Genomic DNA, 24,875 nt, shown 5'->3' with positions numbered 1-24,875 from the left:
GTAGATGAACTTGAGCCGAAGACTGGATGGAAGAAAGGTCAAGTCTCTCATTGAGATGCTCTCGGGCTATCATAGGATGAGGGGAAGTACGGACTATAGCGAATCTATGTATTCCTTAATGCACTACCTTATTCGTGCCGGATTCCCGAAGGAGAGATTCAAGGTATTCGAGTATCCTGCCGATGGAGTCACCAAAACTGGAAACATTCTATCTACACTGGCATGGGAACCAGTATTTGGAGAACTCTGGTTGGAAGAGCCCGAAAGGGTTTTCGTAACTTCAACGGCAGTGACGAAACTCTCCCTTGTTTCGGGAAGTGGAAGCAGTGATGGCTGGGAATTGTCCCCCCTTGTAATCTATAAAGGCAAGGGTGACTACTCCGGGAAAGCAGTCCTTGCAAACGATGATCCAGTAAAGGTCTTTCAAAATGCGGTGGTCGAGGGCGGAGCAAGGTGTCTCGTATTGTGCCATATGAGAAAGGCCTTTGAGGAAATTGGCCGCAGTTTGAATGATTTGCCTCATATGACTAACTACTTGACAATTCCTCATGACAGGGAATCTGCCGATCTAAACGCCATAGCCTTTTCCGTTACCAAGGAAAAGTTCGACATCCTCCTTAATCACGCGAAAAGCGGGAATGCAGCGGTAGGATACAGAGTCGAAACTAAGATGTCACAGGGCAATTTTGAGGTACTCCAGATAGATGCTACTGGTTTCAAAGAAGGTCCGGACGTGCTGATAACTGCACATTTGTGTCATCCTTCGCCTGGAGCAGATAATAATGCAAGTGGTGCGGCTCTTGCCACGGAAATAGCGAGGATTCTTAATGATGAGAAATTTCCTTATTCTGTGAAGATTGCTCTTGTTCCCGAGTATTTGGGTAGTGTTCCCTACGCGCTTCAGCTTAAGGAAGAGAACAGGCTTCCAATGTATACGATAAATCTCGACATGGTTGGTGCCGATCAGGATAAGACCTGTTCAACTTTTATCCTTTCTGAAGTACCGCCCTATCTTCCGCAGAGATGGGGTCGAATCCTTGAACTCAATATCAGAAGACTATTGTCTTCAAACTCAGGATATCCAATGAAGAGATTCGGAGAGATACCCTTCATGGCGGGGTCCGATCACTGCGCCTTCACTACTCTTGGAATACCTTCTCCGTTCATGGGTCATCTTCCTGATAGATTCTATCACTCCGATTTTGATACGCCCCAGATGATGGATGAAGCAGAACTTGAATGGGTAGGACTGTCGGCTCTCAATACTCTGGATCAGTTAATCAAGCCGGATCCTGATTTGCTTCTAGAAGTTAAGGGAAAGATGATTGGCGAGCTTTATCGTATCCTGAAAATGATAGCCGGCAGAGAGGGAAGTGACGACTTATTCGATCTTCTCATCTCGAATTACGAGGGAGAGGTATTAAGAAGGATCTTCAATGATTCAGATAATTTGCCTTCGTTAAGTCCACTGGAGCCTGCTTTTGAAAGTTCTCTAGGTCTTGAATGGATCAAGACGTTTCCTCAGAATCTCAAAGACGAGCTTGGGATAGATTTTGCAAGTATCGCAGACTTCGTTGTAGGAGGTGCTGCTGTGGTTGGAGGAAGAGAGGCTGTTGAGCTTCTGGCTAGTGTACATTATAGAGTTGAAATAGAGAAAGTGAGGGTGCTTACTGGCTGGATGATAGAGAGAGGGTTATTAAGATCATGAGCTTGAGGCGAATATGTCTAATACTCCTCCTGTTGTCAATCGCAGCGTTTTCTTCTGCGAAATTTGAGCTCAAGGCTGAAAGCGGTGTTTCGATGCCATGGAACGGATCTCTAGAAATGGGAGGTTCGGAAAGTACAGAGCTTCTTGATAGAAATAGCTTCCGTGCATACTTTGTGCCGACTGTAGGATATGGGTTTTCTCAAGAACACTTGATAGAATTTAGTCTATCTCACTTCACTGTAAGCAGCTCGTTTGAAGCAACAAATACGGAAGTTCCCTATCAATATGAATCGGCGTTCAGGCAGGACACTGTTTTACTGACTTACCGTTACATCCTGCCTGATCTGGATCGTTTCTCTCTTCAACTGGGTGTTCAGGGAAGGCTATCATTCAAGAGGATCACTCTTTCGGGTTCAAAAGAATACGATCACAAGGTAACGGATTTTTCTTTTGGGCCGGCGGCTGATATTAGGCTTAAGATGAACGATCGGGTCTTCGTTGGTCTGGAGATATCGACAGGACTTGGAAAAGGGAATGGGTTCGTTGATGTTTTTGCAGGACTTCACTTTGCAGGTCCGTTTTACTACATCAGAGTTGGTTCCAGATACATGTATGCCACGAATTCTTTCGATCAGAATCGACTGTCTCTTTCTTTTGTGAATTTTGGTGCTCAGTTTAGTTCTAGTTTTTAGATTTCATTTTCCACAAAAGAGAGTGGGTCGAGTGAAGAGATTCTCACTATTCCAAGAACCGGAACGCCGAACTTTTCAAGTAATGACCGCCCCTCTTCGAATGTCTTTTCAATTATTGCTGCAAAGCCTACAAGAGAAGCTCCCGTCTTGTTCGAAAGTCTGGCCAGAGCCTCTATTGTTTTACCGCTTGCAAGAAAGTCATCAACAATGATTACTCTGTCCTCACTACCGAGATAATCCAGGGAGATGTTTAGTTCCACAATTCCACCCTTAGTATGCGAAGGGGCGGATTCGCTCAGATATCTTTGCATGGTTATCGGTCTCCGCTTTCGCGCGAAGACCAGCTGAGTTCCCAGGCTGCTGGCAGCCATTAAGGCGGGAGCAATTCCCGAACTCTCGGCAGTCAAAACCTTTGTCACTCCGAAGCTTCTGAAAAAGTCCGCTATCAACTCACCCGCGCTCTTCATAAGCAGCGGGTCAATCTGATGATTCAAGAAGGAATCCACCTTTAGAATACCGTTGTCCATAACGGAACCTCTGCTCTTTACGGCTTCTTCGAGGGAGGAGAAAATCTCTTTTCTGGAAAGAATAAGTTCACCCATTGATCAACCTCCAGCAAGTATATGGTACTATGATCAACTATTTCTGTATCCGTTTCTTGAAGAAGAAATTCCTTTTGTGTAAGGTATTTTCTCTTGACAATCAGAAAAGAAATGTCCAACTATAGAAGTTTTTGGAAGCTAAAGAACATGGGAATTTCATTTTCGCTTCTTCAGGCAAGCAGTGACGACAAAGCGCTTGTTTCTCAAGCTTTTTCCAGGCAGATATTGAAATGTAATTAAGCGTGAAAAAGTAATGTAAGAGGTAGTCTAGTGAAGCGGAAGCTAGCGGTAATTCTAATTCGTTCTTGATCGTCGCCACAGTTTCTTTTGGAGACTACTTCAATGCGAACAATGTTGGAGGATCCGACATCTCTTTTCCTTTGCTTTTCGGAATTTGCTCAGTAACTAGAGAATGGGTTTCGAGGTCTTCAATTCTTCTCAACCCGGAAATTTGAGTTTCACACCTACATGTTATACGTTGGTCCTACAGTCTCATATTCCGGTGCGCTCGGACAAATTTCCGGTCTAAAGCGGGACTTGATGCTCGAATCCTTATCGGGGTTGAAAATCTATCTTTTAACCTGTTTGGGAGGAGATTTATGCTTGCCCTTTGGTTGAGAGGGCAGGCCATGTACTCTTCCAGCCTACCGAGAAATTTAAGACGAGGCTCTCTCCGGAGATTGACTTCATCGATGTAACCAAGATGACAGATAGGTTTGAGTTTTCCTTGTTCTTCTGGCCTATTCCAGTGCTTTTTGGATTCGATATGTATTTCTAAGGAAAAAGCCCCGCTAAGCGGCTTACCTTATTTTTGTACGAGCTTCATAGGCTCACCACAGCAGATCAACTCTCCGCCGCCTGCTTCCTTCACTTCAACCACATTTCCGCATATCTCGCATCTGTAGACTTCACCAACGTTTTTAACCTTCATGATTCCACTCTCCTTTTTTAATTGAAAACCTTGTTCCCTAATCCACAGTCAAATCACTTGGAGGTGCAGACAATGGAAAGAGTATTTTTCGCGGTTCTCTTCACCTTGTTTATTGTAGCCGCTGCAAACGCGCTGTATCAAGATCCACAAGCCACTTTCACCAACAACATGCAGGACGGAACCCTTGTCTATGGTGATAGCGCAATGCTTAGCTGGGACGTCGTTGTCAGGAACAACAATGTTGCACTGAGCAACATTGATATATGGATTTCCAACAAAGATTCCGGAGCAAGAGTCGGTCTAAAATCATCTCCGTTTATTGAACTTGTCAGCTACAATCTCTACCTTGGGACATCTCCGACTCCTCAACTTTACGCGACAACGAGTTCAAATAGCTACTTCGTCGAAAGGCTCTCGCCTGAGACAGTCTATTACTGGCAGATCGTGGCAATTGACAAAACTGGAAATAGATATCACGGTCCAATATGGTATTTTGAAACGAGATGATCATACCACTGGATTTGGAGGTTCCTTTCCTTCAAGAACAGCGGCCACATTTCGCCCTACCATCATTGCCATCTCGATTCTTGCTTCCTTCGTGGCAGATCCAATATGCGGAAGAAGAACAACGTTGTCGAGATCAATCAACTCCTGAGGTACATCAGGTTCCTCTTCATAGACATCGAGACCTGCAGCGGCTAACCTGCCGCTCCTGAGGGCCTTTATCAGCGCAGTCTCATCGACAATTGGTCCCCTTGCCGTATTTATCAGAACAGCTCCGGCTTTTAGCATAGAGAGCCTCTTTTCGTTTAACAGATGATACGTCTCTTGAGTCAGTGGAACATGAAGAGATATGAAATCAGAGCTTCTTAGCAACTCTTCAAGGCTTAAGTGACTTACGTTAAGCTTCTCTTCTTCATTCGACAATAGTGGTTTCCTGCTGCAATATACAACATTCATTCCAAATGCCTCTGCTCTTTTTGCAACAGCTTTCCCGATTCTTCCGAGGCCTATTATTCCCAAAGTCTTTCCCGAAAGAGAGGGGCCGGTGAACAGATCAGGCTTCCATCCAACAAATCTGTGCTCTCTCACAAATCTGTCAGCTTCCACAATTCTTCTGCTGGCAGCCAGGATTAATGACATCGTCAAATCCGCCGTGGCATCGGTGAGTACTTCAGGTGTGTTCGTTACTCTTATTCCCCTCTTGCGCGCTTCGTCGATGTCGATGTTGTTGTATCCGACAGCATAATTCGCTATTATCTTTAGCTTCGGAAGTGATTCGAGAACCTCGGCGTCAATCTTATCTGATAACAATGTTACCAGTGCCGCCGCATCTTTAGCTTTCTGAATAATCTCTTCTTTTGGAAGGAACCTATCCTCCGTGTTCACTTCAACATCGAATTTCTTTAGCAGAAGCATTCCTTCATCAGGGATTTTGTAAGTGAAGAAGATTTTGTCCATTAAGCACCTCCTACGAAAATGATAGCATCATTGCCGACAACGAGGATCGGAAGGAGCTATCTCTCCGATCCTTTTTCGGCTCTTATTGAAATTTTCGAGGTGTCAGAATCAATTATCACTTTCATTCCTTCCTCCAGAGATCCGTCGATAATCATATCGGCAATCGGACCCTCTACAGATTTTTCAATCAACCTTCGAACCGGTCTTGCACCGTATTCCCTGTCATAACCTTCTTTAGCTAAATACTCAAGCGCTTCCTTGCTGATCTCAACAGAAATCCTCTGATCTGAAAGTCTTCTCTCCATTTCCGATATCCTCATCTTGACGATACCTTGCATAGCTTTGTCATCCAGAGGTCGGAAAAGCACAACGGAATCCAATCTGTTAATGAATTCAGGTCTAAAAGCTCTACGCAGACCTTCTTCCACAACTGCATGGACTTGGTCCTTATCGGCTATAGTAGCTAGTTGTTCCGAGGCTACATTGCTGGTCATGATTACTATTGTGTTTGAAAATGATACTGTCTTTCCTTTTCCATCAGTTAGACGTCCGTCATCCATGATTTGGAGCAGCACATTATGTACTTCTTTATGTGCCTTTTCAACCTCATCGAGAAGCACAACTGAGTAAGGCCTCCTCCTAACTGCTTCGGTCAGTTGACCCCCTTCTTCGTACCCAACGTAGCCGGGAGGTGCACCGATAAGCCTCGAGACGGTGTGCTTCTCCATGTATTCTGACATGTCGATCCTGATCATCGCATCTTCGCTGCCGAAAAGGATAAAGGCGAGGCTCTTGGCAAGCTCCGTTTTTCCGACTCCGGTTGGTCCCACAAACAAGAAGGAACCCCACGGTCGGTGAGGGGCATTTAACCCCGCTCTAGCGCGTCTTATTGTTTGAGAGACAGTTCTTACTGCCTCTTCTTGGTCCATGAATCTCTCATGGATTATTGACTCAAGATCACGAAGCTTTTCACGCTCGGATTGAAGCATCTTTCCGGCAGGAATTCCCGTCCACTGTTCAACTACAGAAGCTACCACAGCAGGCGTCACGGCCTTTCCAAACGACTCATCTGATTCCCATTTCTTTTTCTCTTCACGAAACTCTTCACTCTTTCTCTCGGCCTCCATCTTCAACTCTGCAGCAGCCTGATACTCTCCCTTTTCTGCAAGTGAGGTTATTTGAGAGTCGAGATCCTTGAGCTGGCGGTCAAGAAGTCTTAGCCTTTCAGGCATGTAACCCGTTTGAAGTCTCACAAATGAAGCCGCTTCGTCAACAAGATCTATTGCTTTGTCCGGAAGATAACGGTCTGTTATGTACTTTACGCTAAGATCGACGGCTGTTTTTAGAGCATCATCTTCGATTTTTATCTCGTGATGCTTTTCGTAAGTAGATTTCAGTCCTTCCAGAATTCTGTAGGTTTCCTCAGGGGTCGGTTGATCGACCATTACTGGCTGGAAACGTCTTTCAAGAGCTCTGTCTTTCTCGATGTACTTCCTGTATTCATCAAGAGTGGTTGCACCGATGCATTGCAGTTCGCCCCTGGCAAGAGCCGGCTTCAAGAGATTCGCGGCATCCATAGATCCCTCGGCTGAGCCAGCTCCTACAACGCTATGGATCTCGTCGATGAATAGGATCACTTCGCCAGAGAGTTTTCTCACTGAATCGATGATGTCTTTCATTCTCTCCTCGAATTCGCCTCTGAATTTCGTTCCGGCGACCAGTCTGCCCATATCCAGTGCCAGGACGCTCTTGTTATTCAAGTATTCAGGGACATCGCCACTCACAATACGTTGAGCCAGACCTTCTACAATTGCTGTCTTTCCAACTCCTGGTTCTCCGACGAGCGCGGGGTTGTTCTTGGTCTTTCTTCCAACAATCTGTATTACTCTTCTGACTTCTTCCTCTCTACCTATAACGGGCATCAGCTTGCCTTCCTTTGCAAGCTGAGTAAGGTCGATTGTGAACTTCTTCAAGGAAGAAAGATTCTCATCCTCTTCTGTGCCGCTTTTTGTGCGGCCCTTGAGAATCAATGTATATATGTTATCCAAATTGATCCCGTACTTAGACAAGAGTCTGCTCGCAACAGCAGAGGTCTCCCGTACCATTGCCAGAAGTATATGCTCGGTTCCGGTTTTCGAATCATGCATTCTTCTCGCTTCACTTCGGGCATTCTCAAGGATGTGCCTGGCCTCAGGGGTGATGTATATCTGGTTGGTGGACTCGCGGCTACTTCCGTAACGGCCGATGACTTCTTCAACATCTTTCTTCAGAGAATCCGTGCTAATGTTCTTCTCGTTCAGTATCTCGATGGCGATATTATCACCGTCCTCGAGCATGGAAAGAAGAATATGCTCCGATGCAAGTTGATTTTGCCTGTATCTCATCAGGATGTCTTGAACATCCATGAGGATTTTCTTTGCCTTCTCGGTGTACTCTTCATAGTTAATCATCATTGCACCTCCAAAAAAAGGGCGCCCGAAAGCGCCCTCTTAGTTCCTTTCTAACGTTAGTCGATCTTTACTTGAATAGCTTCTTTCTTGACTTCTTCTTTTTTGGGGAGCTCGAGTTTAAGGACACCGTCTTCGTATTTCGCTTTGACATCATCACTCTTCACGTATTCAGGAAGCCTGAATATTCTCTGGAATGCTCCGCTATATCTCTCGTAGCGGTGGTAGTCTCTTTCCTTTTCCTCTCTTTCAAGCTTTTTCTCGCCTTTGATTGAGAGAACATCATCTTCTACCTTGATTTCGAGTTCATCCTTCTTGATTCCTGGGATGTCAATTTCAATGAAGACAGAGTTGTCCTTCTCGTAGATGTCAACTTCAGGACTAAACATCGATGGTTCTCTCGACTGGTCGCTCAGCCCTTTGAAGGCGTCGTTAAAGAGTCTGTCCATTTCTCTTTGAATCTCCTCAAACGGTCTGAAAAGATCGCTTCCTCTTCTGATTGCCAACATATTAACACCTCCATTCTCTGGATTTCTATAGATTCTGTTACTTGCTGTCTTCCGGCGGTATATACTCGGTACCACTGTCACTGTCATTGTCATTGTTATCACCTTCCTGTGGGACTCCGTCTGCAGGAGTTTGAGCCTGTGCTTTCTCGTAAACACTCTGTCCAACTCTCATGCTCTCTTTTTGAAGCTGATCAAACAGAAGCTTCACCCTCTGCATATTGTCTTCGTTGATTGCATCCCTTAGGTCCTTCACGAGGCTTTCAAGTTTACCCCTGTCTTCGGATGAAATCCTGTCGCCGCTCTCGCTAAGGAGTTTGTCGATACTATATGCGAGCTGGTCAGCTTGATTTTTCAGCTCAATTTCCTGTTTCTTTTGTTTGTCCTGTTCTTCGTATTTCTTTGCTTCCTCTACCACTCTCTTTATCTCTTCTTCCGACATCTTTTGTCTTCCGCTGACTACCATTGATTGTTCTCTATTGGTTCCCAGGTCTTTTGCGGAAACATGAACTATGCCGTCGCTGTCTATATCGAAAGTCACTTCAATTTGAGGAACTCCCCTAGGTGCGGGTGCAATTCCTGTAAGCTTGAAGCTTCCAAGAGACATGTTGTCTCTGGCCAAGGTTCTTTCTCCCTGGAACACTGCCACTTCTACTTCGGTCTGACCGTCTGCCGCGGTTGTGAAGACCTTAGACTTTTTCACGGGAACCGTGGAGTTTCTTTCGATTATCGGTTCCATCAAACCGCCCATAACCTCGACTCCTAAAGTGAGAGGCGTAACGTCTACGAGCACCAGATCGCTTTCCACGCTGCCCGAAAGAATACCGCTCTGAAGCGCTGCACCAATTGCCACTGCTTCATCGGGGTTTATGTTCTTGTTAGGGTCTTTGCCGAAGATCGACTTGATGAAACTCTGAACCATCGGTATTCTCGTTGAACCTCCAACGAGAAGCACTTCATCAACCTCTTTTGGTGAAAGCTTTGCGTCGCTCATTGCTCTTTCTATCTGTTCCCTGGTGCCTTCCACAAGATCTTTTATTAGGGATTCAAACGTAGATCTCGTTATCTTCATTTCGAGATGCAGTGGCCCATCAGCCGTTGCAGTTATGAAAGGCAGGGAAATCTCCGTTTCAAACTTTGAAGAAAGCTCTATCTTGGCTCTTTCCGCGGCGTCCTTCAGTCTCTGGAACGCTTGTTTGTCTTTTCGAAGATCAACGTTGTTCTTCTTTCTGAAGTCTTCTGCTATATGGTCTATCAACCTCTGATCGAAGTCATCTCCACCGAGGTGATTGTTGCCCGAAGTCGATAAAACTTCAACTACTCCGTCACCTATGTCTAGAACGGAAACATCGAAGGTTCCTCCACCCAAATCGTATACTATGATCTTCTTATCTCCACGTTTCTTATCGATTCCGTAAGCAACGGCAGCTGCTGTCGGTTCGTTAATAATCCTCTGGACTTCCAGCCCAGCAATTATACCTGCCTCTTTTGTGGCCTGTCTCTGAGCATCGTTGAAATATGCGGGACAAGTAATGACTGCCTGTGTTATCTTTCCTCCGAGGTAAGCCTCGGCGTCGGTCTTCATCTTCTTGAGAATATAGGCACTTATTTCCTGAGGAGAGTATTCCTTGTCATCAATCCTTACTTTGAAATCAGAACCCATCTTCCTCTTAATTGATCGTACCGTTCTATCAGCGTTCAATATTGTCTGCCTCTTCGCGGGTTCGCCAACAATGATTTCACCTGTCTTGCTGAACGAAACTATCGAAGGGGTTGTCCGATTACCTTCTGCATTTGGAATAACCTCAACGTTGCCGTCAGGCTTTACCCAGGAAATTACCGAATTTGTAGTTCCAAGGTCGATACCTACTGTGTATTCCTTATTTGCCATTTGATTTTCCTCCTTACCACCAACTTAACTTCTACAACACTATTATAGGCAAGAGAAATCAACCTGTCAACAAGAATAATGTAAGATGTGACAACTCTAGAGTGCTTATATAATAGGGTATTAGATCATCTAAATAATCTCGCAAGACAATTGTATAGCGTTCTTAGTCATAGACTGATAATAGAATTAGGATTTTTTAAAGTTTTTTTGCCATATTTCACCCAGGACTCTCCAATAGTTTCTGTTAAGTGCGGCTATCCGAAGAGGAACTGGACTTCAAGGAGAATTTTTGGTCAATGAAGCGTTGGTTTCTTTTTCAGAACTTCTTCAAGAGATGCAAGAGCGGTTGACTCAACGTAGGAAGAATGTTCCTTAAGTATCGCAGGATATTTGAGACCTGAGCCTGTCAAAACAGCTACCACTATCGCTTTTCTCAAATCCATCTCTCCCCGTAGTTTGGAAAGAGCTGCATAAGCAACGGCGCTTGCTGGCTGCACGAAGAGCCCGTTGTTTGCGAGGCTTCTTTGGGCTTTTAGGATATTCGCTTCATCTATTGCTACAGTCATTCCATCATTTTTCTTGAGTATTCTTAAGACCGCGTTTCCACTTGGCGGGAAAGGATTCTCAATTGCATGAGCCATGGTTTTGGGATGGTGAAATCTCGTGATTTTGGAAGCGCGAGATGAAAAAGCAAGGTCAATTGGGCAGCAACCTGTGGCCTGCGCAACGATCAATCGTGGGATACTGGCTGACAATCCAGAGTCCCTCAACTCGCGGAAGCCCTTTTCAATTCCCCTTAAATTGCCTCCAGAACTAGTCGGAACAATAACAAAGTCTGGAACCCTTTCTCCTAACTGAAGAAATATTTCGAAGGCAATAGTTTTCGATCCTTCAACCCTCATCGGAACGTCGGAATTTGCAAAGTAGATTGTGCTATTCCTTCCGGCTTCTAGAGAATTGTAGTACAGCTGGCCATAATCACCTGCAACCTTGATAATTCTGCAACCGTATATCGAAATTGGAGAGACCTTTTCATCTGGAATCGAATCGGAGACAAGAATCGTGGTTTCCAATCCCGCTCTCTTACCGTAGGCAGCAACTGAAGCCGCCATATTTCCAGTAGATACCGTTCCAATATGGTTGTAGCCTCTGCGAATAGCATCGAGGACAGCTAGATAGCTTCCCCTGTCCTTGAATGACCATGTTGGATTGACAGATTCATTTTTGGCGTACAGTTCCATCCCTGAAGAGTCTGTGTCACCGAGTCTGGTCAGCGGGGTGAACCCCTCGCCCAAAGAAAGGGAGTTTTTGTCTTCTAGTCCAGGAAGGAGATCTGAGAAGCTATTTAGAATACCAAATCGGTTGAACCCTATTTTCACAGTCTTCTTCTTTTCAATAACTACTTCAAGAGGTTCTCCGCACTCGCAGCGAAAATGTCCATCCGAGTACTCCTTTCCGCAAGCGGTGCATATTAGTCCTAATGATCTCATTGTTTCGCTCCTTTCAAGTGTCTATCTGATAGATACTGTATTCAAGGATTTCTTTAAACCCGAGCTTTCTGGCAATTAAGAGCAAAGGGCAGTTCGTCGAGTTGCGATGCCAGTCAACTGTCAATCCGTTCGATGAGAATTCATTCATTCATGCTCTTGCAACAGCCAGACCAACCCCTTATTTCTAGATTCTTCTACTGTCTCCAGACCCGCCTCAATTCTATCGGCAGACCTGTACGCACCGATGCACCAACTTAGGATCGTACCATTTCTGACTACTATCTAACCACCGCTATTACTGATGAAGGAATCCACATCTTTCCAAAAAGAGTATATCCAGCCTTCAAGAACTTGGGTGTTAACCAGTCCCATCTCAAGCATTTCGCCGGTTATTCTTAGGGGAGTCTTATCAATGTTGAGATTCTCTGTTTTCAGGTCCTTCAAAGATCGCATTTGGAATAGAGATCTTCTCACCTGCCTGGGATTCAAAGTAATTAGGATGCTTCCAAGTCTTTCAAACGCGGCTGGAGTTCAATAGAAATTCAGAAGAGGAATTCCTGACTCTCTTGCCAGCACCATAAGAGTTTTAGAAAAGAGATCGCGCAAGGGGATGAGCGAATTCTCTTCAACCATGCCTCCAACTAGAACCGAATCACAGAAGTTCCAGATTACTGAGATGTTTTGTTTCTCGGGATCATCGACGTAAACGGCTCCCCTCGTATACAATTCGATGACAGACAAAGCCATAAGGTTCTGGCCAAGTTCTTCATCAATAGTCTCTAGACTCTGGAATTTCTCCGGTTCGATCTTAACCAACAACACTATCTCCTCCAATTTCGGTTCCTCAATTTTACTCTGCATCTCATCGGCAAAGCAAGAAGACTTGGACTGTTCTTTGTTTTGCGGAGTATACATGATAGATTATCTCAGGAGGTGACAAATTGGAGATCAAAGGGTTTGTTGAAATTGACGGGATTACCTACAGGCTCATAAGTCGTCAGAAGAGCTCTTACAAGAGACTGCGAATCAGAAGCAAAGGTCCGGTCGGAATTCATCTGGCGACCGAAGAGAGCTTTTTGGAAAAGAATGCGGATTATCTGAAGAAGCTTCTCGAAAAGTCGGAAGTCGATATCCCCATTGGAAAGGATAACGGAGGAGCCGATGAATAGATTTGCGGATGAATATGAAGAGATAGCTGCCAACATGCCCTCTGAGGAAGAGAGAATCGGTGAACACAACGAGGTTCTGCTTGATAGACTGGATTATATTATGCCGGGTCTTCTTGAAGAAGAAGATTTCGATGGCTGGATGGTCATCGGAAGGGAAAATAACGAAGATCCCATCATAAGTACGCTTCTTCCCGGTTCGTTTTACGGAGCCAGCAGAATAACAGCCTTCTTATTCACGAAGAATAATAGATTTGTTTTGTCTCCATATGGTAGTCAGATGAGCGACTACTATGAATCTGCGTGGAAAGTTGAAGACGGAGATATCTTCGATTCAATAGGGAAGCTGTTGATGGACTTAAGGGTAAAGACTCTAGGAGTAGACTATTCGGAGAATTTCGCACTCGCCGACGGGATTACGCTTTCACTTCTCCAGTCTCTCAAGAGAAGGCTTTGTGATGAGGTTGCTATGGTTAGTGCCGAAAACATTGCGGTCAACTGGTTGCAGACTAGAAGCGAGAAGGAGATTGAGGTTTACAGAAATCTAGACAGAATAGCTCACGTAATAATCAGAAATGCCTTTTCGAGAGACAACATTGTACCGGGAGTCACGAAAACTAGAGATTTGGAGCTCCTGCTCAAGAAGCTTTCATATGATATTGGTCTGAAAACATGGTTCGGCCCAGATGTAGACTTCCAGAGAAAGGGTGTGGAAGATCCAAGAAGTACGGGAGTGGTAGAGGAGGGAGATCTTCTGCACTGCGATTTTGGTTTCATCTGTAATGGTCTTGCGACAGATACACAGCAAATGTTCTACCTGAAAAGGAAAAGTAGAAGTAGTGTACCGGAAGGGCTGCAAGATGTTGTTTCCAAGACAAACGAGGTTCAGGACATTCTGGCACGAAATTTCACTGAGGGTATTAGAGGGAACGAGCTGTTAAGAATGTCATTGAAAGACGCAGCAGAAAGAGATCTGAATGCGACGATCTATTCTCATCCGGTCGGCTATCATGGACACGGAGCGGGGCCAATCATAGGACTTTGGAATAACCAGGAAGGAATTAAGGGGACGGGGGATCTCAAAATCAGGGATTCTGCTTGTTTTGCCATGGAGTTGAACAACAGATCTCCAGTGGCTTCTTGGAGTGGCCAGCCGGTTTATGGATTCTTGGAGGAGACTGTCGCTTTCAGAAACAACGAGATTGACTATCTGGATGGAAGGCAGGAAGAGCTTTTTCTAATATAGGAGGTGTGAACCATGAAGAAAGCACTGATAGCAATTTGCTATATCGCATTGATAATCACATCGGGGCTTGCGATTGAGTTGAAGGAGTCAGCCAATTCAATGGGTGTAACTGATCTTGCCATACTCGAGATTCAGGAGAATCCTTCCACGGGATATCTTTGGCATATTTTCGCGGAGCCGACAGGTGTGCTGAGAAACTTCCTTGAAGAGCACAGCGCACCCAGTATGATGCCGGGTGCTCCTTCTGTCAAAGGTTGGATAATGACTGCAGCAAGAGAGGGGAAAGCGCTGATCACCTTAAGACTCTTCAGGGAGTGGGAAGGGGAAAAGCAATCGATAGACTTCAGGGCATTGACCGTTGATGTAACTGGTGAGGAAAAAGGCCAGGTTGATTTCAATATTCTCATTAACGAAGTTTCCCTCGGCTCAACCTTCACTGTAACTCTCGAAGAGAATGCCAGCACGGGATACTCATGGCAGTATCAGATACTTGGAGACGGAATCAGCGAAATTGGTAAGAAAGTCCTGGCCGACGATAGCGGGAAAGTCGGAGCCCCTTCGAAAGTCACCTGGACTTTCCAGGCGGTAGATGGTGGCAATTCAGCAATTGTTTTTAGATATTTTAGATCATGGGAAGGCGAGAAATCAGCGGTAGATTATAAAGCCTACAATATCTGTGTGCGATGAACTCTGGAATTACCATGCGACTGTATAATATAACTGAGGTGATCCTTAGTTGACTATTCCGGGAGGTAAGCTGCAAGTATATCTGACATCAATTTTGATAATAGTTGTTTCGGCAATAGTATTTTCAATGCACTCTTTTCAGCCAGTCAGGCTGCTGGCAGTACTGAGCGAAATGGTCATTATTGGGGTTTCGCTCGTTGCAGCTTATCTTCTAGGGAACAGGGAGCTTCATAGGGGAATACCGCTTGGACTCATTCTGCTGTCACTTTCGACATACTTCGATTTACTTGAAGCACTTACCCGAATGAATTACTACGAGTTCATTTCCGTGGCTCTCTTAGTTGTGGGTTTTCCAATTCTTCTGGCAAGTTCAATCTATCATATTAGGGAGCGAAAGAAAAGAATATCCGAATTCAGCGCAGTTTTGAGTAACTCGTTGGACGGTATTCTCCTGCTAGACCTATCGGAAAATGTTCTTTATACGAACAAAACCGCATGTGATCTACTGGGATACAACGAAGAGCAACTGAAGATGAAAAAGCTTTCGGACTTTCTTTCTGAAAAGGGCGAGAAAAAATTCAGAGAAGCAAGATCTTCTCTCTTCGCAGGCCAGAATGTATCTGCATTTGAAGTCGAGCTGATTACGTCCGGCGAATCACAACTCGTTGCTGAGATTAGTCTGGTGATTGGGAGGAATGCAAATGAAGATCCTGATTCGATTATACTGACCTTCAAAGACGTAACGCATGTGAGAAGAATCGAATCGGCTCTTGTTGAGCAGAACAGATTCCAGAAAGTTCTCAACGAGTTAATTACAGAAGTGCTCGAAAGTGATTTCGATGAGGAGACCTACAAGTACTTTCTCATGAAGTGCGTTCAGTCTTTTCCCAGGGCCGATGCAGCCGCCTTTCTGCTTAGAGAGGATGACAATCGCTTTCACTTCGTAGCTACCTACAAATATGATTTTGAAGAACTGAAGCCGATCTCTTTTGCTCCGGAGGAGCTCATTCAGAAGAGCAGCGACGAGGTGGTGATAATAAAGGATTACAGCGTTGACTATAAAATGGATAGTGAGCGGTTGAAGAGGATCATCAAGGGAGGAAGGTTATTGGAGATCAAGAGTACTCTCTCCATCCCAATAAAGATAGATGGCGATGTCAAGATGTACTTCAATCTCGACAGTTTCAGTTCTTCAACTGCCTTTGAAGATGAGGAAATTATGAATACCGCGATTGGATTTGGAAAGGCCATATCGGTTCTTCTTTGGAGAATTAACACGGTAAACGAGCTTAGAAGACAAAGAGAATTAATGGAAAGACTGTCGATGGAAGATCATCTGACAGGTCTTCCGAATCGCAGGGCCTTCTTCGATTGCGCGATGAGGCAAATAGAGCTCTCAAGACGGAACGGGGAAGAAATGGCTATCCTTTATCTCGATCTCAATGATTTCAAAGGAGTCAATGACACTCTTGGACATGACTTTGGTGATGAGCTTCTAAAAAGCGTTGGCAAGCGCCTGAGTAACGTCTGCCGCAAAAGTGATCTCATTGCAAGAATGGGCGGCGACGAATTTGTGTTCATACTGCCTTCAACGGGAAAGGAAGGGTCTAGAGAAGCAGAAACGAGAATCCATCAAGCCTTTGAAGACCCCTTTTCTGTCAAGGGAAGAGGCTTGAAACTGACTGCCAGTGTCGGTATTGCAGTATTTCCTGATGATGGGAAGACGATTAGAGAATTGCTGATCGTAGCCGACGAAAAGATGTATGAAAACAAGGAGAATCTCTCAAAAGAGTCAAAGAGAGTGACTATCACCTAACCATTTGAGATTACTGTTTTTCAGACTTTCTGATGTTACGAGAAAATGCATCGAGACGACTAATTCCTCAGAAGAAACCTCCTTTCTTCTTGTGCCGAATAATGGACATTAAGTAAAGACAGGGATTCATCCCGGTATTCGTAAATCAGGGGAAGTTTGCTACAAAAACCACTTTGAACTTCAAAGAGGTTTTGCCTGTGGTTTCTCTGGTCTCTGAGAACATGACTAGACCCTTTTATCAAAGGTTCAATCTCCAAGAAAGCGTTCGGCGTTCTTCAGATCCTCCGGAGTGTTAAAGCCAAGAAATTCGTCCGTGTTTGACGTTCTAAAACCGCACACAATCTTATTATCAGCTACTGCCATCGATACTATGTCAGATATGTAAATTTCTCCTGTCAATTTATTTGGTTTCAGAGCATAGCTGAAAGTTTCTACAACGCTTTTCTTTAGAATTATCGGGCCTATATAGAACTCCCAGGGTGGGTCACAATCGGGCACCTTCTTCTCCTCAAAGCTCACTACTCTGCCACTTTCATCTTTCTCCACCAGAGTGCATGGATACTTCGTTTGAGTTATTCTTGAGAGAAAGGTAATATCACAACTGCTTTCATTGTAAAGCTCTACCAGAGAGTTCAGCGACTCTCTAGATATGAGTATAAGATCGGCGCATAGAACGAGAATATCCTCATCTTCCGGTACGAGTTGGAGGGCTTTTTGCAGGGCATCGGCAGTTCCTCTTGGAGTCTCCTGATATGCATAACTAACCGGGAAAACTATGCTATCTGCGAAATCTCTCTCAAAATCAAGGTTTATTACTACTACCGCTCTGTCACATTTAGAGACCTCGAAAGCCTTTTCAAGAACATGCTTTACCATAGGTCTTCCCTTCATATTCATCAGAGGTTTTGGAACTAATGACTTCAGACGTTTCCCCATTCCTGCGGCAAGAATAACTGGAATCATAACCGAAACAGGTCCTTTCATCTCATCGATCTGAAGAATAATAACACTTTCTATCGATCGAAGCTGTACTCATGACCAGGTACGACTGAACGAGAAAGGAAAAGTATAGAAGAGTAATTCACCGATAATCGCTTTGTGCTTTCGCTGAGCGGACAGGATTAGATTCGATGGGATTTGGCTATTACAATACGGGAGTGTTTATATTGGTGTGTAATCGTTTACGTAAACGTTTACAGGAGGATCTTTAATATCAGTGAAGACTAAGATCAGTATACGTGAAGTAGCGGAGAAGGCCGGGGTTTCGACAGCCACAGTCTCCAGAGTACTTAACAAGAGCCTATATGTAAGTCCCGAGCTCGAAGAAAGAGTCATTAGAGCCTCTCGGGAGCTTGGTTATGTTCCCAATAGGCTTGCCAGAGGCCTCAGAATCGGCAGTAGCGGTATGATAGGCTTTCTTATCCCCGATATAGTGAATCCCTTTTTCTCCGAAATAGTGAAGGGAGCTGAAGATTATCTGCGCGAGAAGGGATACTTCATTTTTCTTGCCAGTTCATCTGGCGATTCTTTGAAAGAGGAGGAGCTTCTAAAGGCTCTGTATTCACGGAATATTGAGGGAATTGGTGCAATAATCCTCGGAGAGCTTCCTGAGTTTGTTAAGTCGATTTCGTCAAATCTGCCCATTGTGATTATCGACAACTATCAAGATTGGGATGAAGTCTCTTATGTTTTTTCAGACAATTACGATGGGATGAAAAAGATGATGAATTATCTAATTAAAGGGGGTCACAAAAGCTTTGCCTTTCTAAATGGTCCCGTGAACACATTTTCCTCAAGAGAAAGGCTTAGGGCATTTGAAGATGCTATCTCAGAAGAGAATAGGAGTTTCGAGATACATTTTGGAGACTATACCTTTGAAAGCGGTAGAGAGATGCTGAGAAAACTCAAGGGAATACCCGATGCTATAGTATGTGGTAACGATATGATAGCATTCGGAGCGATAATGGAGTTGACCGAGATGGAATACGATGTACCTGGAAAAGTATCGGTTACAGGATTCGATGACATACTCTTCTCAAGTATGACCAATCCTACGTTGACTACCGTGCGTCAAGATGGATACGCTATGGGTAGGGCTTCCGGTGAGATACTTCTGAGAAAGATCAGCGGTCAGAAAACAAACAGCACGATTCTTCTGAAGACTTCACTTCAAATCAGGGGGAGCAGCAATGGATGATTTCATTCTCAAGATGGAGGGCATCTCCAAGAGCTTTCCCGGAGTAAAGGCGCTGGATAACGTCAGTTTCGATCTAAAGCGAGGAGAGATTCTTGCTCTGATAGGTGAAAACGGCGCTGGCAAGTCGACTCTCATGAAGATATTGAGTGGTGTTTACAGGCAAAATGAAGGGAAGATATTTCTCGAAGGTAATGAAGTTCGTATTGAGGGACCTTCAGATTCTATAGAGCGTGGAATAGCGGTAATCTACCAGGAGTTGAATCTTAGTGAAGATCTCACAGTTGCCGAGAACATATATTTGGGAAGAGAGATGAGCTCGTGGTGGAATCTTAATCGTAGAGACCTCAGAAGAAGAGCCGAAAAGCTTCTGAGCTCGCTCAACTTTCCAGTACGCGCAGGCGCGATAGTTAAGAAGCTTAATGTCTCCGAAAAACAGCTTGTCGAGATCGCTAGAGCTATGGCTTCCGATGCAAGAATAATCGTTATGGATGAACCTACCGCAACAATAACCGAGCATGAGACGGCGATACTGTTCAAGCTAATGAGGGAGCTTAAAGAAAAAGGTGTGTCGATAGTTTTTATTTCTCATAAACTTGAAGAGGTTTTCGAAATAGCCGACAGGATCACGATATTGAGAGATGGATCATTAATATCTTCCGGCCCTATCGGAGACTACACTGGCGACCGTTTGATAAAGGATATGGTAGGAAGAAGAATCGACGATATGTTCCCTAAAGAGAACTTCGTAACGGGAGAAACCGTCTTCGCGGTTGATGGTCTTTCAGTACCTGGACACTTCGAAAATGTCTCTTTCGAAGTGAAAAGAGGTGAGATCCTCGGGATATCGGGTCTTGTGGGCTCTGGCAAGGGCGCGATTGCTCTAGCCATATACGGTGGCATAAAAGCAACTGCGAATAGGGCAGAGCTTTCCGGCAAATCATTCCCATTTCCTACGAGGCCTGACCAAGCATTGTCTAGAGGAGTTATTCTCATACCCGAGGATCGGAAGACACAGGGGCTGGTGACATCTTTGAGTATAACAAAGAACGTTGTTCTACCAAATACAGAACTCGTAAGCAAACTGGGTAATATTAGTTGGAGAGCGAGCAGGAAACTTGCCGAAAATATGATAAATAGACTGGCTATAAAGACACCTTCTTCAGATCAAAAAGTTAACAACCTGTCAGGTGGAAATCAACAGAAAGTAGTTCTCGCAAAGGGGCTTACAAAATCGCCTGAAATCGTAGTCTTCGTCGAGCCCACCAGGGGAATTGACGTTGGAGCAAAGGTTGAGGTCTACCGGCTAATGAATGAACTGGCAAATCAGGGTAAGGGGATAATCATGATATCTTCTGAACTGCCAGAAATAACGAGCATGAGCGATCGAGTACTTGTAATGCACCGTGGTCGTCAGGTAGTCATATTTGAAAGAAAGGATATTAATCAGCAGAACATAATTTCTGCGGCAATGGGGGAACAATGATGAAGAAGACCCTCAGTCTTTTAAGAAGATTTCCAATTGTTGTCGGCTTTTTTGGAATCGTTCTTGTGTTTAGCTTTCTAAGCGATAGATTCTTTACCGTTTCAAATTTCATGAATGTTCTTAGGCAGGTATCTATAAACGGAATAATCGCATTCGGAATGACCTTCGTAATAATCTCTGGAGGCATAGACCTTTCAGTAGGTTCGATATTCGCTTTCTCAGCAGTAGTCGGGGCAAGCGTTATAAAGAGCACTTCTCCTTTACTTGGAATCCTGGCGGCACTAGGAATAGGTGCTCTCATGGGCGCCTTCAACGGCGTGATAATTGCCAAGATGAAGCTTCAGCCTTTCATAGTAACTCTTGCCACTATGGCTATCGCCAGAAGCTTTACGCAGGCATTCACTCAGGGAAGACCGATAACCGGTTTTCCAGCAAGTTTCAGGGAAATCGGGCGTGGAGAGATCTTCGGAATTCCCGTGCCTGTTTTAATAATGCTTGGAGTGTTTGTTTTCGCCTGGTATCTTCTCTTTAATACGAAGTTGGGTCTCTACACTTACTCAATAGGTGGAAACGAAGAGGCAACGAAACTAAGCGGTGTCAAAGTAGATAGATACAAGATAGTTATTTATACTATAAGCGGTCTCCTGGCCGCGCTGAGCGCACTCATTTTGACTGCTAGACTCAATAGTGCCCAGCCAATATTTGGAGAGGGTTATGAGTTGGATGCCATTGCCGCGGTGGTTCTAGGAGGGACAAGCCTCTCCGGTGGAAAAGGATCGATAATAGGAACAATTTTCGGTATTATGGTCCTTGGAATAATAAACAACGGTATGAATCTTGTTCTTATCTCACCATTCTACCAACAAGCAGTGAAAGGAGCCGTAATACTCCTGGCAGTCATGGCGGAAAGAAACAGTGATTAGGTATTTGTTTAGGCCTTCAAGGCCAATTTTTGATAAGGAGGTACTGAAATGAAGAAACTACTTGTAATTACCGTTTTTCTGGTAGCAGCATCGGCGTTCCTTTTTGGAGCAACCTACAGAATTGGACTCTCTCTATCCACTCTCAATAATCCGTTCTTTGTAACGCTTAGGGACGGAGCCCTTCAGGCAGCGGCTGGTCTAGGAGTAGAAGTAATCGTGGCTGATGGCCGAGACAACCCTGCCAAGCAGTTAGGTGATATTGAAGATTTTGTGCAGCAGAAATTGGATCTAATAGTCATTAACCCGACTGACAGCGATGCGATTGTCACTGCAGTGGAGGAAGCTAATAAGGCTGGAATACCGGTGATAACAGTTGACAGAGGAGCCAATGGCGGAATGGTGATTGCGCATATTGCTTCCGACAATGTTGCAGGCGGTATGATGGCCGGTGAGTACGTCGCAATGCTTCTCGGCGGAAAGGGTAACGTAGTTGAACTTGAAGGAATCGTTGGAACGTCGGCTGCGCGAGATCGTGGACAGGGCTTTGGTGCAGCTATTTCCAAATACCCGGATATCAAGATCGTTGCGAAACAGGTTGCAAACTTCAACAGAGCCGAAGGACTTGTAGTAATGGAGAACATCCTTCAGGCGAATCCCAATATCGATGCTGTTTTTGCTCACAATGACGAGATGGCTCTTGGAGCAATCGAAGCCATAAAAGCCGCCGGTCTTCTAGATAAGATCAAAGTCGTAGGCTTCGATGCCGTTGATGATGCTGTTGCAGCGGTAAATGCCGGTGAAATGGCGGCTACTGTTGCCCAGCAACCATTTGTGATGGGTCAGCTGGCTGTTGTCAAAGCGTTCGAGTATCTGACTATCGGTACGATTTACATTCCTGTAGATCTACAGTTAGTAACGTTGAAGTAATAAGACCAGGAGGCCGGGGGGATGGGGATCTCCCTCCGGCTTTTTTAGAGGCTCTTATGATAGCAGTTATAGGAAGCAGCAACGTCGATATGGTAATTAACGTAGATGACTTCACCTTACCGGGTCAGACTCAGAAGGGATTGGAGCTGTCTTACTATCCAGGAGGCAAGGGTGCTAATCAGGCAGTAACATCAAGACTACTTGGTGGAGAGGTCTACTTCCTTACCTGTCTGGGAAACGATGGAAATGCCCAGATGATGAAAAGAGAACTGGAAGCCATTGATCTTGGTAATGGAATAAGATATGTCGATTCTCCAAACGGAGTCGCTTTGATAGAGGTTTCAAGTTCAGGAGAGAACAGGATAATAGTATACCCTGGTGCAAACTTTCACCTGTCTCCGGAGATTATTGCCGATTCTAGAGAAAGCCTGCTAAAAGCCGACATTCTTCTTCTCCAGAACGAAATCCCGTTCGAATCGACTCTCTATGCAGCGAAACTCTTCAGCGAAGCCGGAAAGACGGTCATCTTTGATCCTGCGCCATCAAGTAATATCGACAAGTCGATTCTGCGATACGTTAGCATCATAACCCCAAACGAAACAGAGATGGCCGAGCTTGCGGGATACAACCTGGGCATTGAAGAAGCTACTGCAAAGCTTCACAAGATGGGATGTGAAGATGTGCTTCTTAAGAGAGGAAATAAAGGGGTCTTCTTCTCTGGAAGATCGAAGAGTTTGGTGGTCCCGGCCTTCAAAGTAAGAGCCATTGATTCAACCGCAGCTGGCGATGTTTTCAATGGGGCTTTTGCCTGCTCGCTGGACAGAGGACTTGATCTTCACGCTTCTCTCAGGTATGCCTGTGCAGCTGCAGCATTATCGGTTACCAGAAGGGGAGCCCAGAAGTCGATCCCTCGAAATGAAGAGATTGGAAGTCTCCTTGGCGAATGAGATTTCAAGAGTTATTGGTGACTATCGAAAAACTAGATTGCTTATGAAACTAATCTAATTTGAGAAACTTCTCCTCCGTGTAACTCTCTGCGAAAGTAAGGCTGAGTCTGTTTCCTTATTTTGACTGACACTAATTTAGTCTGGAGATACTCTTCAAGTGTTAGAAAGATATGAATCGAAGTTTTATTGCTCCTGGTACTCTTTTGAGAGCTGAATTCATACTGCTTTTTATAGCGCTTATGGGTGCAGTGTTTCTGTCTACTGTAACAGCAATTATGATTGAAAATCGCTACTCCAATTTGGAGAAGCAACTTTCCAGTTCCGTAGAGATTATCGCGAAGGAGAACATAAGAACAGTTTTCTACGACTACTTTTATTGGGACAGAATGAAAGAAGCGGTCGAAAAGGAAGACGAAGACAATGAATTTCTTTCATATTTTCTAGATCATCTCCTCTTTCACAATTCTTTTATATCTGGGGCGAGCATAGTTAAGGAAGAGATTATAATCGGCCGTTCTGGCGATGAGTTTGAATATATAGCGAGTTTGGGAGTTCCCGAAGATAGACCCTTCAAAGCCCTGTCTTCTGGAGACGGCATCATAGTTTAGATCGCTATAGACGACAGCGCATAAGAGAGAGCAGACGTTAAACGCCTATGCGGTATGAAGATCGAACTGGCGTCGATTGTGAGGCTATTAACCGATGAGAAATACTCTATTGCATATTCTCGTGGAACTCAGGTCCTAGATGACTTGAGCATAAGGCTACACAGAAAATGGAGTTTCTGGAATTACCTCACGATTGTAGTAGGATTCATTGTCTCTTACTCACGAAGTGCGTGTATGTAACAACTAATAGAAAGGAACAAGAGAAGGAGAGCGGAAATTGGAATGGAGAAGATGGAAATCGATTTTGACCTGTTCGAGGACTAAAGACCTGAGCTTGAGATTCCTCTATGGTGTTTCGAACACATCATATCTTTCAGCTTAGTCTTCTCGAGAATGAATCGGTGAAGGTCATTGAAAATCAGATAGGCAAGAACAATCAGGATAATCCAATGCTTTTGGCCATCTTCAGTTGAGAGTCCGGCTTTTGCGAGCGAGAAGTGTTGTTTGGCAGTCTTGAAGTAGGACTCTATGGACCATCTGTGGAGATAATACAGAAAGATATCCTCAGATGAAAGCTCCGTATCTGAAGAGATCGGGGTGGTTCTTCTCCCACCATCCAGCTCAGCCATAACTATCTTGAGAGGAACTCTAACGGACTTGAAGTGAACAACTCTCTGGTGGAATCTGGCGGTTCTATCTCTTATGATGACTTCCTCTGAAAATCCCACACAGAGTTCTGGTAGTGAAATACTCTGATGATAGAGTCCTCTGTCTTGAATAAGAGATTTCCCCTGACTTTTCCAATGAAAGTGATTCCGAACCAAAGTTTGCAGGACTCTATCATGTGGCTGTTGGTGTACCAGGAGTCTCCAAGAAGTACTGCAACCCTTTTCTCGTTCTCTTTCAGCCAATCTATAAGTCTTTCAAGCTTGGTGGGACCTCCATTCGAGTTCGAGAACATCATCTCCAGAGGAAAGAAACCATCGCTGATTCTACCAATGGTAAGGGGAACCTGTGCCTGGCAATACCACTTCTGATTGTGATTGTACTTTAGAGCCTAAGTTCCCGAAAAGTCTAACGATGAAAACTTTGTAAAGCGTTGAAAGGACTGAGTTAGAGTTATTTTCTCTAGGTTTATTCCTCGTTA

At 44.6% G+C, this 24,875-nt stretch carries 26 protein-coding genes; 14 read left to right on the top strand and 12 right to left on the bottom strand.

Going from position 1 to position 24,875, the window contains the following annotated elements:
• The first annotated feature begins 10 nt into the window (after positions 1 to 10).
• Positions 11 to 1,708 (top strand): DUF4910 domain-containing protein, encoded by a 1,698-nt coding sequence (locus tag B3K42_RS03200; RefSeq protein WP_292596793.1) that lies wholly within the window; start codon positions 11 to 13, stop codon positions 1,706 to 1,708.
• Positions 1,705 to 2,400, top strand: a complete 696-nt coding sequence (locus B3K42_RS03195; protein ID WP_292596791.1) for a hypothetical protein — start codon at positions 1,705 to 1,707, stop codon at positions 2,398 to 2,400. Before B3K42_RS03200 ends, B3K42_RS03195 begins: the two co-directional genes overlap by 4 nt.
• On the opposite strand, the gene xpt is transcribed toward B3K42_RS03195, so the two are convergent.
• Positions 2,397 to 3,002: a xanthine phosphoribosyltransferase gene (xpt, locus tag B3K42_RS03190; protein WP_292596790.1), complete on the bottom strand. Its 606-nt coding sequence runs from the start codon at positions 3,000 to 3,002 to the stop codon at positions 2,397 to 2,399. The genes B3K42_RS03195 and xpt overlap by 4 nt on opposite strands.
• Before the next feature lie 610 nt (positions 3,003 to 3,612).
• Between xpt and B3K42_RS03185 the strand changes: the two genes are divergently transcribed.
• On the top strand, positions 3,613 to 3,780 hold the full coding sequence (locus tag B3K42_RS03185; RefSeq protein WP_292596788.1) for a hypothetical protein: 168 nt from the start codon (positions 3,613 to 3,615) through the stop codon (positions 3,778 to 3,780).
• Between the two features lie 27 nt (positions 3,781 to 3,807).
• On the opposite strand, the gene B3K42_RS03180 is transcribed toward B3K42_RS03185, so the two are convergent.
• The gene (locus tag B3K42_RS03180; RefSeq protein WP_292596786.1) at positions 3,808 to 3,933 is read right to left on the bottom strand and encodes a desulfoferrodoxin FeS4 iron-binding domain-containing protein; all 126 of its coding nucleotides are present in this window, start codon (positions 3,931 to 3,933) and stop codon (positions 3,808 to 3,810) included.
• 72 nt (positions 3,934 to 4,005) lie between these two features.
• Here B3K42_RS03180 and B3K42_RS03175 point away from each other — a divergent pair, with 72 nt between their 5' ends.
• Complete coding sequence (locus B3K42_RS03175) at positions 4,006 to 4,440, top strand: hypothetical protein (protein ID WP_292596784.1); 435 nt, start codon at positions 4,006 to 4,008, stop codon at positions 4,438 to 4,440.
• On the opposite strand, the gene B3K42_RS03170 is transcribed toward B3K42_RS03175, so the two are convergent.
• From B3K42_RS03170 to B3K42_RS03140, 7 genes are all read right to left on the bottom strand, one after another.
• Entirely contained in the window at positions 4,441 to 5,394 is a 954-nt protein-coding gene (locus B3K42_RS03170; RefSeq protein ID WP_292596782.1) for a 2-hydroxyacid dehydrogenase, read from the bottom strand.
• 56 nt (positions 5,395 to 5,450) lie between these two features.
• A complete protein-coding gene (locus tag B3K42_RS03165; protein WP_292596780.1) occupies positions 5,451 to 7,844 on the bottom strand; it encodes an ATP-dependent Clp protease ATP-binding subunit in 2,394 nt (797 codons plus the stop codon).
• Between the two features lie 56 nt (positions 7,845 to 7,900).
• On the bottom strand, positions 7,901 to 8,350 hold the full coding sequence (locus B3K42_RS03160; RefSeq protein ID WP_292596779.1) for an Hsp20/alpha crystallin family protein: 450 nt from the start codon (positions 8,348 to 8,350) through the stop codon (positions 7,901 to 7,903).
• 37 nt (positions 8,351 to 8,387) lie between these two features.
• A complete protein-coding gene (dnaK, locus tag B3K42_RS03155; protein WP_292596777.1) occupies positions 8,388 to 10,238 on the bottom strand; it encodes a molecular chaperone DnaK in 1,851 nt (616 codons plus the stop codon).
• 293 nt (positions 10,239 to 10,531) lie between these two features.
• Positions 10,532 to 11,728 (bottom strand): threonine synthase, encoded by a 1,197-nt coding sequence (locus tag B3K42_RS03150; protein ID WP_292596775.1) that lies wholly within the window; start codon positions 11,726 to 11,728, stop codon positions 10,532 to 10,534.
• Positions 11,729 to 12,010: 282 nt separating this feature from the next.
• A complete protein-coding gene (locus B3K42_RS03145) occupies positions 12,011 to 12,181 on the bottom strand; it encodes a hypothetical protein (RefSeq protein ID WP_292596773.1) in 171 nt (56 codons plus the stop codon).
• A gap of 78 nt (positions 12,182 to 12,259) precedes the next feature.
• Positions 12,260 to 12,544 (bottom strand): hypothetical protein, encoded by a 285-nt coding sequence (locus tag B3K42_RS03140; RefSeq protein ID WP_292596771.1) that lies wholly within the window; start codon positions 12,542 to 12,544, stop codon positions 12,260 to 12,262.
• 125 nt (positions 12,545 to 12,669) lie between these two features.
• On the opposite strand from B3K42_RS03140, the gene B3K42_RS03135 reads away from it, so the two are divergent.
• Genes B3K42_RS03135 through B3K42_RS03120 form a run of 4 tightly spaced genes read left to right on the top strand, consistent with a single transcriptional unit; the run spans position 12,670 to position 16,643 of the window.
• A complete protein-coding gene (locus B3K42_RS03135) occupies positions 12,670 to 12,897 on the top strand; it encodes a hypothetical protein (RefSeq protein WP_292596769.1) in 228 nt (75 codons plus the stop codon).
• Positions 12,890 to 14,140 carry a M24 family metallopeptidase gene (locus B3K42_RS03130; RefSeq protein ID WP_292596766.1) on the top strand — a complete coding sequence of 417 codons (1,251 nt, stop codon included), beginning with the start codon at positions 12,890 to 12,892 and terminating at the stop codon, positions 14,138 to 14,140. The genes B3K42_RS03135 and B3K42_RS03130 overlap by 8 nt, the downstream gene beginning before the upstream one ends.
• Before the next feature lie 12 nt (positions 14,141 to 14,152).
• Positions 14,153 to 14,827: a protease inhibitor I42 family protein gene (locus B3K42_RS03125; protein ID WP_292596764.1), complete on the top strand. Its 675-nt coding sequence runs from the start codon at positions 14,153 to 14,155 to the stop codon at positions 14,825 to 14,827.
• A 49-nt stretch (positions 14,828 to 14,876) separates the two neighbouring features.
• Positions 14,877 to 16,643, top strand: a complete 1,767-nt coding sequence (locus tag B3K42_RS03120; protein WP_292596762.1) for a sensor domain-containing diguanylate cyclase — start codon at positions 14,877 to 14,879, stop codon at positions 16,641 to 16,643.
• Positions 16,644 to 16,889: 246 nt separating this feature from the next.
• On the opposite strand, the gene B3K42_RS03115 is transcribed toward B3K42_RS03120, so the two are convergent.
• Positions 16,890 to 17,627, bottom strand: a complete 738-nt coding sequence (locus B3K42_RS03115; protein WP_292596760.1) for an NTP transferase domain-containing protein — start codon at positions 17,625 to 17,627, stop codon at positions 16,890 to 16,892.
• A 232-nt stretch (positions 17,628 to 17,859) separates the two neighbouring features.
• Here B3K42_RS03115 and B3K42_RS03110 point away from each other — a divergent pair, with 232 nt between their 5' ends.
• The 6 genes from B3K42_RS03110 (at position 17,860) to B3K42_RS03085 (ending at position 23,728) form a co-directional block, all read left to right on the top strand.
• Positions 17,860 to 18,840 carry a LacI family DNA-binding transcriptional regulator gene (locus B3K42_RS03110; protein WP_292596758.1) on the top strand — a complete coding sequence of 327 codons (981 nt, stop codon included), beginning with the start codon at positions 17,860 to 17,862 and terminating at the stop codon, positions 18,838 to 18,840.
• Positions 18,833 to 20,323 carry a sugar ABC transporter ATP-binding protein gene (locus B3K42_RS03105; protein ID WP_292596757.1) on the top strand — a complete coding sequence of 497 codons (1,491 nt, stop codon included), beginning with the start codon at positions 18,833 to 18,835 and terminating at the stop codon, positions 20,321 to 20,323. The genes B3K42_RS03110 and B3K42_RS03105 overlap by 8 nt, the downstream gene beginning before the upstream one ends.
• A complete protein-coding gene (locus tag B3K42_RS03100) occupies positions 20,323 to 21,246 on the top strand; it encodes an ABC transporter permease (RefSeq protein WP_292596755.1) in 924 nt (307 codons plus the stop codon). Before B3K42_RS03105 ends, B3K42_RS03100 begins: the two co-directional genes overlap by 1 nt.
• Positions 21,247 to 21,294: 48 nt before the next feature.
• The gene (locus B3K42_RS03095) at positions 21,295 to 22,173 is read left to right on the top strand and encodes a D-ribose ABC transporter substrate-binding protein (RefSeq protein WP_292596753.1); all 879 of its coding nucleotides are present in this window, start codon (positions 21,295 to 21,297) and stop codon (positions 22,171 to 22,173) included.
• Between the two features lie 56 nt (positions 22,174 to 22,229).
• Positions 22,230 to 23,120 carry a ribokinase gene (gene rbsK, locus B3K42_RS03090; protein WP_292596751.1) on the top strand — a complete coding sequence of 297 codons (891 nt, stop codon included), beginning with the start codon at positions 22,230 to 22,232 and terminating at the stop codon, positions 23,118 to 23,120.
• Positions 23,121 to 23,290: 170 nt separating this feature from the next.
• Positions 23,291 to 23,728, top strand: a complete 438-nt coding sequence (locus B3K42_RS03085) for a hypothetical protein (RefSeq protein ID WP_292596749.1) — start codon at positions 23,291 to 23,293, stop codon at positions 23,726 to 23,728.
• A gap of 320 nt (positions 23,729 to 24,048) precedes the next feature.
• Here B3K42_RS03085 and B3K42_RS03080 read toward each other — a convergent pair whose 3' ends face one another.
• Positions 24,049 to 24,456: a transposase gene (locus B3K42_RS03080; protein ID WP_292596747.1), complete on the bottom strand. Its 408-nt coding sequence runs from the start codon at positions 24,454 to 24,456 to the stop codon at positions 24,049 to 24,051.
• Positions 24,429 to 24,689, bottom strand: coding sequence for a hypothetical protein (locus B3K42_RS03075; protein WP_292596746.1), 261 nt, complete (start codon positions 24,687 to 24,689; stop codon positions 24,429 to 24,431). The genes B3K42_RS03080 and B3K42_RS03075 overlap by 28 nt, the downstream gene beginning before the upstream one ends.
• Positions 24,690 to 24,875 lie beyond the last annotated feature (186 nt).

The organism is Mesotoga sp. UBA6090, assembly GCF_002435945.1.
In the GTDB taxonomy this organism is placed as follows: Bacteria; Thermotogota; Thermotogae; order Petrotogales; family Kosmotogaceae; genus Mesotoga.
Note: the sequence above shows the minus strand (reverse complement) of the source record. Positions and strands in the feature narration are given on the sequence as shown.